At 71.4% G+C, this 8,647-nt stretch carries 10 protein-coding genes; 7 read left to right on the forward strand and 3 right to left on the reverse strand.

Going from position 1 to position 8,647, the window contains the following annotated elements:
* Window positions 1-21 precede the first annotated feature (21 nt).
* Window positions 22-237: a hypothetical protein gene (locus tag VFO68_RS31210; protein ID WP_325162008.1), complete on the reverse strand. Its 216-nt coding sequence runs from the start codon at window positions 235-237 to the stop codon at window positions 22-24.
* 468 nt (window positions 238-705) lie between these two features.
* Window positions 706-1,152, reverse strand: coding sequence for an SRPBCC family protein (locus VFO68_RS31215; protein WP_325162009.1), 447 nt, complete (start codon window positions 1,150-1,152; stop codon window positions 706-708).
* A gap of 73 nt (window positions 1,153-1,225) precedes the next feature.
* On the opposite strand from VFO68_RS31215, the gene VFO68_RS31220 reads away from it, so the two are divergent.
* The 4 genes from VFO68_RS31220 to VFO68_RS31235 are packed head-to-tail and all read left to right on the forward strand — an operon-like array spanning window position 1,226 to window position 3,175.
* Complete coding sequence (locus tag VFO68_RS31220; protein WP_325162010.1) at window positions 1,226-1,606, forward strand: DUF4440 domain-containing protein; 381 nt, start codon at window positions 1,226-1,228, stop codon at window positions 1,604-1,606.
* A 22-nt stretch (window positions 1,607-1,628) separates the two neighbouring features.
* Window positions 1,629-2,201, forward strand: coding sequence for a dihydrofolate reductase family protein (locus VFO68_RS31225; RefSeq protein ID WP_325162011.1), 573 nt, complete (start codon window positions 1,629-1,631; stop codon window positions 2,199-2,201).
* Window positions 2,198-2,890, forward strand: a complete 693-nt coding sequence (locus tag VFO68_RS31230) for a hypothetical protein (RefSeq protein ID WP_325162012.1) — start codon at window positions 2,198-2,200, stop codon at window positions 2,888-2,890. Before VFO68_RS31225 ends, VFO68_RS31230 begins: the two co-directional genes overlap by 4 nt.
* 60 nt (window positions 2,891-2,950) lie before the next feature.
* Window positions 2,951-3,175 (forward strand): hypothetical protein, encoded by a 225-nt coding sequence (locus tag VFO68_RS31235; RefSeq protein ID WP_325162013.1) that lies wholly within the window; start codon window positions 2,951-2,953, stop codon window positions 3,173-3,175.
* On the opposite strand, the gene VFO68_RS31240 is transcribed toward VFO68_RS31235, so the two are convergent.
* Entirely contained in the window at window positions 3,109-4,071 is a 963-nt protein-coding gene (locus tag VFO68_RS31240) for an alpha/beta hydrolase (protein WP_325162014.1), read from the reverse strand. The genes VFO68_RS31235 and VFO68_RS31240 overlap by 67 nt on opposite strands.
* A 59-nt stretch (window positions 4,072-4,130) precedes the next feature.
* Here VFO68_RS31240 and VFO68_RS31245 point away from each other — a divergent pair, with 59 nt between their 5' ends.
* The 3 genes from VFO68_RS31245 to VFO68_RS31255 form a co-directional block, all read left to right on the forward strand.
* Window positions 4,131-5,252, forward strand: coding sequence for a DUF5925 domain-containing protein (locus VFO68_RS31245; RefSeq protein ID WP_325162015.1), 1,122 nt, complete (start codon window positions 4,131-4,133; stop codon window positions 5,250-5,252).
* A 113-nt stretch (window positions 5,253-5,365) separates the two neighbouring features.
* Window positions 5,366-7,345 carry an acyl-CoA dehydrogenase family protein gene (locus VFO68_RS31250; protein WP_325162016.1) on the forward strand — a complete coding sequence of 660 codons (1,980 nt, stop codon included), beginning with the start codon at window positions 5,366-5,368 and terminating at the stop codon, window positions 7,343-7,345.
* On the forward strand, window positions 7,345-8,647 hold a 1,303-nt coding region (locus tag VFO68_RS31255), incomplete at its 3' end, for an acetolactate synthase (RefSeq protein ID WP_325162017.1). The genes VFO68_RS31250 and VFO68_RS31255, both read left to right, overlap by 1 nt.

Consider the following 8,647-nt stretch of genomic DNA (forward strand, 5'->3'; position numbering starts at 1 on the left):
TTGCCTTTCGTCAGAACCGGATCACGAGGCCTCGCCGATCCGGCGGGTGATCTCGTCGAAGGTGAGTTGCTGTTCGTCGGCCATCCGCAGCAACCCGACCTGGCTGCTCAGCACGATCAGCTGTCCCCGGCAGAACCGGAGCTCCTGCTCGATCTTGGTCATCCTGATGGCCCGTTGCGACGGGCGGATCCGGGCGCGGACCTCGACACAGGCGAAGTCGATCGCGTCCCGTAGCAAGTCAGCTACTACTCTGGGCATGGGTCAGGGGCCTTCCTGATCAAGTCCCTGGGTTGGTGTTCGCAGCACCGCCCGGGGGCGTTTTCAACAGTAAGGGATTAGGCGCCCTCCGCTCGCCGACTACCTGCGTCTTCGCAGGTCAGCACAGCGCTACGGCCGTCTGGACTCATAATCCCTTGGCCGTGGGTTCGAGTCCCACCCGCCCCACCGGCGAGGGCCGGCGCGGAAGTGCCACGCCGGCCCTGGCGGACCGCTAGGTCAGCGGAATGGCCTACAGGCAATCGGCCACGTTTCGGTGTCGATGAACTGCATGGCGTGCGGGTATTCGGGCCATACTGGAGTTGCCCGACCAGCAACCCTTTTCATCCTGGTGGAAACGGTTCCCTCGCCATGACAACTGCCGGTTCGAAAGGACCGGCGACGCGCCTTCCCAACCCCACGGGCTCGGGGGGCCGGGGAGGGCCGGGTTCAGGACGTCTCGACCGCTGCCTTGATGCGGTTGGCGAAGGCTTGGGCGTCTTTGCGGGCGGCGCTGAGGGCGAAGCCGGCGATGAGCTTGCCGAGGCCGTGGCCTTCGAGGGTGTTGAAGACCCGGAGGCGGGTTGTGGTGTCCGAAGTGGACTCCAGATCGTAACCGCCTTCGCGGGCGGTGACCAGGTTCTTCGATTGCTCCGCCCAGCGGATTCTGGTCGGCGACTCGAACTCGGTGATCTTGAACTCGCGGTTGGTGGTCAGCCCGGCGTCCTTGACCGTGCTGACGTACACCGTGCCCACCGCGGTCGGGCCGCTCGTCGTCTTCGTGATCTTCTGAACTCGCGGGCTGAACTTCGGGTCGTTCTCACCATCGGCCAGGAAGGCGAAGACCTCCGCTATCGGGCGGTCGATCTCCACCGTCGCTTCGAACTGGCCGGCCATGTGCGCTCCTCACGAATTGGTACGGCCCCCTGTGCCGTCGGGTGTGCACTATTTCATGGCGCATCATGTCGGAATGGATGAACACGCCGACGAGCTTGTCGAGGCGATCGCCGGCGAGCTCACGCTGCTGGATCCCGAGGTGCGGTCCACCCGGTCGCGCATGGCGGAACTGCTGGACCCGGCGTTCGAGGAGGTCGGCGCCTCCGGCCGCCGCTGGACCCGGGCGCAGACCCTCGCCGAGCCGCTGGCGGGCGCGTCGGACGGCGGTCCGCGCTACACGGCCGGGCGGATGCGCGGCGTCGTGCTGGCGCCGGGAGTCGTGCACCTCACCTACGAGTCGACGTTCGACGGCCGGCGGGTCCGGCGGAGCTCGCTGTGGCGGCGGGCGGAGCCGGCGGCGCCGCTGCGGATGTACTACCACCAGGGCACGCCGGTGCCGCCCGGCGCCGGCTGATCACCCGCTAGGGTTGGACCACATGCGCAAGCTCACCTATTTCGTCGCGTCCACATTGGACGGGTTCATCGCCGGCCCGGACGGCTCGTGGGACTTCTTTCCCATCGAGGGCCCGCACATGGTCGACGTCATGGAGCGGTTCCCGGAGACCGTGCCGACGCACGTGCGGAAGATGATCGGGATCGCGCCGGAGAACATCAACTGGGACACCGTGCTGATGGGGCGGGCCACCTACGACCCGGCCCTGAAGGAAGGGGTGACCAGCCCGTTCGGGCACCTGCGGCAGTTGGTGTTCTCCCGCAGTATCAACGAGAGTCCGGATCCGGCGGTGGAGATCGTGGCCGGTGACCCGGTTGCGACGGTGCGAGAGCTGAAGTCGGCGCCGGGCCTGGGAATCTGGCTCAGCGGCGGCGGACAGCTGGCTCACCAGCTGCTGCCGGAGCTGGACGAGCTGACGATCAAGCTGTACCCGATCGTCATCGGCTCCGGAATCCCGTTGTTCGCCGGTGGGTTCGGCGTGCACCACTTCGACCTGGTGGACAACCGGCCCTACGCCAACGGCGTCATGTTGCTGTCCTACGTCAGACGATCATGAACAGCTACCTGAGCCGGGCGGACCTGGCGCCGGCACACCACCTGCGCCGGGCCGGGCAGTGGGACATCGCGCTGTCGCTGGTGCCCGGCCGCGATCCGGCGGCCGCCGCCTTACGGGCAGAGATCCTGGTGGAGCGGCATCTGTGGCGGCTCGATCCGCCCGATGCGGCGGTCGCGGCGTGCGCCGAGGTCGACGACCCGGCGCTGGCGAACCTGTTGCGCGCGCAGCTCGAGTACTGGCGCCGCCTGTTCCGGCTCGGCGGCAGCGAGGTGACCGCCGACCCGGTGACGGAGTTCGGCGCGCTCCGCGATCATCCCGAACACGGCGGGTGGGCCACGTTCTGGCACGCGATCAGCACCGAGCAGCTGCTCGGCGACGGCGACACCGCCGCGGCGGGCTACCGGCGGGCCCGCGAGCGCGCCGACGCGACAGGTGACCGGTTCCTGGAGTCCTACGCCGTTCGGCACCAGGGCGACCAGCTGATCAACCGTGCCGGGGACCGGGACGGCGGGATCGCGCTGCTGCGCCGCTCGTTACAGCTGCGGGCGGCCGAGGGGGCCCGGCCCCAGGTCGCCGCGGCACAGGTCGCGCTGGCCGGCGAACTGCCACCCGGCGCGGAGGCCGACGAACTGCGTGACATCGGCCGGAGCATCGCTCGTGAGCTGGGCATCCCCTGGTTGGGTGACTGACAGGAGCCGACCGTACGGCCATTGTGGACGCACAGCCGTCCGACACCGCAGGGGTGAACCATGGTCCCGACGACGGAGGCGGAGGCGTTCTCCGCCGGCTGGGTGTGGAACTTCAACACCGGCCTGGTCGAGCCAACCACCGAGGAGCAGGCCTACGAGGCCGGCTGGGCGTGGGACCACGTGGCGCTGCGCCCGATCCCGCGCGACGAGGCACACGCCTACGACGTGGGCTGGGGCTGGGATCCGGGGTCCGGGACACCGGTCAGCCCGGACCAGTGGTGGTGAGCGGCCCACTCCAGGATCCGGGCCGCGACCAGGTCCGGCACCTCCAACTGCGGGACGTGGCCGACCTTCGGAAAGGTCGTGAGCTCCCAGTGCCGATGCCGGGCGGCCGCCGCCCGGGCGGAGCGAACCGACACCAGCCGGTCCGCCTCGCCGTGCAGCAGCAGGACCGGCGCCTGGATCGCGCGCATGCTCCGCCAGTACTGCCAGCGCCGCCCGGCCAGCCAGAGCACCGACCGCGCGGCGGCGAGAAACGCGGTGTCCAGGCCGGCGGCGCCGGCCCGCTGTTCCACCAGGGCCACGGCGGCGGCGACCAACTCCGGCGACAGCGCGCCGGAATCCCCACAGCACAACCGGTAGACCTGGGCCACCTGCTCGTCGGCGGTGAACCGGCGCCGGGTCCGGGACACCACCCACTCGCCGAACCCCGGCAGGGCGTAGCTCGCGAACGCGGCCGTGACCAGCGGATCCGGCAGCGCGCCGAGTGCCGGCGGCAGCGCCGGATCGATGAGCACCAGGCCGGACACCGTCTCCGGGTGCGCCGCCGCCTGCAGGATCGAGATCATCCCGCCCATCGAGTTGCCGACCAGCAGGACCGGCCCGCCGGCCACACCGGACAGGAACCCGTGCAGCAGCGCGGCATTGGCCGTGACCGTGGTGGACCGGCCGGCCGGATCGGTGAGCCCGAACCCGGCCAGGTCCACCGCGAGCACCCGGGCGTGCGGAACCAGCAGCGGGGCCAGCGGGCACCAGTTGAGATGCGATCCACCCAGGCCGTGGACCAGCACCACGGTGCCGGCCCGGGGCGGGCCACCGAAATCGACGTAGTGCACCGGGCCGTCGACGTCGGCGAACCGGCTTGTCCCGCCCCAGCGGGCGACGGTCGGTGCGTTCACCATCCGTTCATACTCACATAATCGCTGTACCTCTCGGGTCGCATCGCCGACCATGGTGGGCGATGCGTAATACCGTGCGGCCACTCGAGGCTGGAAGGGGCAGCGTCGAGACCGGCCCGGCGCTGCATCTCGTGCTGCAGTTCGACGACACGGACTCCCCGGCGGACGTGGTGGACAGCCTGCTGCTGTCGGAGTTCGTGACCGGCGGGCAGCCGTGGGCGCGCAGCCGGCGGCTGGACCGGGTACGCCCCGACGCCACCCTGCTCCCGGCCGGTGCCCGGCTGCTGCGCTCGGCCGGGCGTGACGGCTCGCTGTGTCGCCTCGCCTGCGGCGACGGCTGGACCATGCGGGTGATCACCTGGAAGGACGCCGGAGCCGACGTCACCGTGACCGCGGTGACCGACCAACTCGCCGAGGCCGTGCTGGCCGAGGCACTGGACGGCGCGGAGGAGCCGCCGCCGGAGGACGGCGCGGTGGCCATGGGTTTCTGGTACCACTCGCCCCGGCGCGGCGTGCTGCGGATCATCCGGGAGATCACCACCGGCGGCTGGGCCGAGATCCGGGACAACTACCCCAGCCGCGCCGCCGCCGTGCTGGACCGGCTGATGACGCTCACGCCACGGACCGTCACGGGCCGGCTGCTGCTTCTGCACGGGCCGCCCGGCACCGGCAAGACCACGGCGCTGCGGGCGCTGGCCCGGGAGTGGCGCTCCTGGTGCCAGGTGGACTGCGTGCTGGATCCCGAGCGGTTGTTCGGCGATCCCAGCTACCTGATGGACGTCGCGGTCGGCGAGCACCACGACGAGTCCGGCCGGCGCTGGCGGCTGCTGGTCCTGGAGGACTGCGACGAGCTGATCGGCGGCGACGCGAAGGCGAGCGCCGGCCAGTCGCTGTCCCGGCTGCTCAACCTGACCGACGGGCTGCTCGGCCAGGGCCGCGACGTGCTGGTCGCGATCACCACCAACGAGGACCTGGCCCGGCTGCATCCGGCCATCGTGCGGCCCGGGCGGTGCCTGGCCCAGATCGAGATCGGCGCCCTGCCGCACGCCGAGGCGGCGCGCTGGCTGGGCGATGCGCGCCGGGTGGCCTCGGACGGCGCGACCCTGGCTGAGCTGTACGCGCTGCGGGACGGCCGGGACCGGCTCACCCGCGCGGAGCCGGGTGAGATCGCCGGCTATCTGTAAAGCCGGGCAGCATACCGGCCCTCTGGCCGGTTCACCGATCTCGACGCGATGACGAACCGCGGAGTAGGTTCAGATGTGAGCTACTGATCGGTAACCGGTAAGGAGGCGGCACCGTGGGCAATGGGGCACAGGTGACCGAGAAGGACGCCAGGGCACTGGCCGAGGCGTCCCGCGAGACGGACTGGAAAAAGCCGTCGTTCTGCAAGGAACTGTTCCTGGGCCGGTTCCGCCTGGACCTGATTCACCCCCATCCCCGAGCCGACCGGGAGTCCACCGAGTCGGCCGGGCAGTTCCTCACCAAGCTCCGCCAGTACTGCGAAACACTCGACGGAATGGTGATCGAGCGCGAGGCGCGGATTCCCGACGAGTACGTCAGGGGACTGGCCGACCTCGGCTGCTTCGGCATCAAGATTCCGAAGGAGTACGGCGGCCTCGGGCTGAACACGGTCGCCTACAACAAAGCGCTAATGCTGGTCGGCTCGGTCCACGCGAGCCTTTCCGTGCTGCTGTCCGCGCACCAGTCGATCGGGGTTCCGGAACCGTTGAAGCTGGCCGGAAGCCCGGAGCAGAAGCAGCGGTTCCTGCCGCGCTGCGCCAAGGGCGCGGTCACCGCGTTCCTGCTCACCGAACCCGACGTGGGCTCCGACCCGGCCCGGATGGCGTCCACCGCGGTGCCGATCGAGGGCGGCGCGGCCTACGAACTGGACGGCCTGAAGTTATGGACCACCAACGGGGTCGTCGCCGAACTGGTCGTGGTGATGGCCCGGGTGCCCAAATCCGACGGACACCGTGGCGGGATCTCGGCGTTCATCGTCGAGGTCGACTCGCCCGGCATCACCATCGAACGGCGCAACTCGTTCATGGGCCTGCGCGGCATCGAGAACGGCGTCACCCGGTTCCACAAGGTGCGGGTTCCCAAGGAGAACCTCGTCGGGCGGGAGGGCGACGGCCTGAAGATCGCGCTGACCACGCTCAACGCCGGCCGGCTGTCCATTCCCGCGGTGTGCACCGGCGCCGGCAAGTGGGCGCTCAAGATCGCCCGGGAATGGTCCAACGAGCGGGTGCAGTGGGGTCAGCCGGTCGGCAAGCACGCCGCCGTGGCCGGCAAGATCTCCTTCATCGCGGCCACCACCTACGCGCTGGAGGCCGTGCTCGACCTGTCCGCGCACATGAACGACGAGGGCCGCAACGACATCCGGATCGAGGCCGCGCTGGCCAAGCTGTGGGCCAGTGAGATGGCCAGCCTGATCGCCGACGAACTGGTGCAGATCCGGGGCGGCCGCGGCTACGAGACCGCCGACTCGCTCGCGGCCCGCGGCGAGCGCGCCGTCGCCGCCGAGCAACTGGTGCGGGACCTGCGGATCAACCGGATCTTCGAGGGCTCCAGCGAGATCATGCGGCTGCTGGTGGCCCGCGAGGCCGTGGACGCGCACCTGAAGGCGGCCGGCGACCTGGCCGACCCCGAAGCGGACCGCAAGGCCAAGGCCAGGGCCGCGGCCAAGGCCAGCGGCTTCTACGCCAAGTGGCTGCCGCAGCTCGTCACCGGAAAGGGCCAGCTGCCGACGTCGTTCCGCGAGTTCGGTCCATTGGGGACACATCTGCGCTTCGTCGAGCGCACCGCGCGCAAGCTGGCCCGTTCCACGTTCTACGGGATGGCCCGCTGGCAGGCCGGGCTGGAGAAGCGGCAGGGCTTCCTCGGCCGGATCGTGGACATCGGCGCGGAGCTGTTCGCCATGGCGGCGGTCTGCGTGCGGGCCGAGATGCAGCGCGCCGAGAACGCCACCGAGGGCGCGGCGGCATACGAGCTCGCCGAGGTGTTCTGCCAGCAGGCCCGGCTGCGGGTTGACCGGCTGTTCGAGGCGTTGTTCAGCAACACCGACGACGCGGACCACCGGCTGGCGACGGACACTCTGGACGGTCGGTACGCCTGGCTGGAGGCCGGCGTTCTCGACCCGAGCGAGGGCACCGGGCCATGGATCGCCCCCTGGGAGCCCGGCCCGTCCACCGAGGAGAACCTCGGCCGCCGGTACCTGCCGTCCACCGCCGAGGAGCCGGCCCCGCGCGGGCGCAAACGCGCCAAGAGCGCGACCTGATGCCCAGCGCTCACGGCGGCGCCCTGGCCACGGCGGTGGCCAGGGCGCACGGCATCGAGGTGATGTTCACGCTGTCCGGTGGGCATGTCTTCCCGCTCTACGACGGGGCCGTGCGCGGTGAGCCGCCGCTGCGGCTGGTCGACGTGCGCCACGAGCAGAGCGCCGTGTTCGCCGCCGAGGGCACGGCGAGGCTGACCCGAACCCCCGGACTCGCCGTGCTCACCGCGGGTCCCGGCGTCACCAACGGGGTCAGCGCGGTCACCACGGCGCACTTCAACGGCTCGCCGCTGCTGGTGATCGGCGGCCGGGCGGCGCAGGCCCGGTGGGGCGCAGGCGCCTTGCAGGAACTGGACCACCCGCCGCTGCTCGCGCCGGTCACCAAGCGTGCCGCCACCGTCGGCGCGGTGGCGGAGATTCCGGCCGCCGTCGACGAGGCGTTGCGCCTGGCCGCCACACCGCACCGCGGCCCGGTGTTCCTCGACGTCCCGATCGACGTGCTGTTCTCGCACGGCGAGGCGCAACCGCCGGCGGTCACGCCGCGCGCACCGGTGTCGCCCGATCCCGATGCCGTGGACCGGGTGGCCGGGCTGCTCGCCGCGGCGCGCAAACCGGTGCTGGTGCTGAGCTCCGGCGTCTGGGCGGACCGGGCCGAGGAGGCCGGCAGGCGGGCCGCCGAGACCATGGGCCTGCCCACGGTCACCAACGGGATGGGCCGGGGCGTGCTCCCCGCCGGGCACCCGCTGCTGGTGAGCCGGGCCAGGTCGGCCGCGTTCGGCGGGGCCGATCTGGTCGTGGTGGTCGGGGCCCCGCTGGACTTTCGGCTCGGCTACGGGCAGTTCGCCGGCGGCGCCGCGGTCTGCCAGCTCAGCGACTCGGAAAGCCAGCTGGCCGGCCATGTTCCGCTCGCCGGGTCGGCGTGCGGGGATCTGACCCTGGTCCTGGACGGGCTGGTGGCGGCCTGGCAGCGGGCGGGCGGCGCGGACTACACCGACTGGGCAGGCGAACTGCGGCAGACCGCCGACGCCGCGGTGGCCGCCGACGCCGGGGTGCTGGACAGCGACGCCGACCCGATCCACCCCGCCCGGATCTACCGGGAGCTCTGCCGGCAGCTGTCCGACGACACCGTGGTGATCGGCGACGGCGGCGACTTCGTCTCCTATGCCGGCCGGTTCGTCGAGCCGGCGCGGCCCGGCTGCTGGCTGGACCCCGGCCCGTACGGCTGCCTGGGCACGGGCCTCGGCTATGCCGTCGCGGCCCGGCTGGCCAGGCCGTCGTCCCAGGTGGTGCTGCTGCTCGGCGACG

The sequence above is a fragment of the Actinophytocola sp. genome (genome assembly GCF_035712165.1).
In the GTDB taxonomy this organism is placed as follows: domain Bacteria; phylum Actinomycetota; class Actinomycetes; order Mycobacteriales; family Pseudonocardiaceae; genus DASYTH01.

What these genes read in the sequence shown, in the direction of transcription:
- VFO68_RS31225 (WP_325162011.1), top strand. Translation starts at nt 1,629, where the DNA reads ATGCGCAAGCTCACCTATTTCGTCGCGTCCACATTGGACGGGTTCATC.
- VFO68_RS31240 (WP_325162014.1), bottom strand. Translation starts at nt 4,071, where the DNA reads ATGGTGAACGCACCGACCGTCGCCCGCTGGGGCGGGACAAGCCGGTTC.
- VFO68_RS31235 (WP_325162013.1), top strand. Translation starts at nt 2,951, where the DNA reads ATGGTCCCGACGACGGAGGCGGAGGCGTTCTCCGCCGGCTGGGTGTGG.
- VFO68_RS31245 (WP_325162015.1), top strand. Translation starts at nt 4,131, where the DNA reads ATGCGTAATACCGTGCGGCCACTCGAGGCTGGAAGGGGCAGCGTCGAG.
- VFO68_RS31230 (WP_325162012.1), top strand. Translation starts at nt 2,198, where the DNA reads ATGAACAGCTACCTGAGCCGGGCGGACCTGGCGCCGGCACACCACCTG.
- VFO68_RS31215 (WP_325162009.1), bottom strand. Translation starts at nt 1,152, where the DNA reads ATGGCCGGCCAGTTCGAAGCGACGGTGGAGATCGACCGCCCGATAGCG.
- VFO68_RS31220 (WP_325162010.1), top strand. Translation starts at nt 1,226, where the DNA reads ATGGATGAACACGCCGACGAGCTTGTCGAGGCGATCGCCGGCGAGCTC.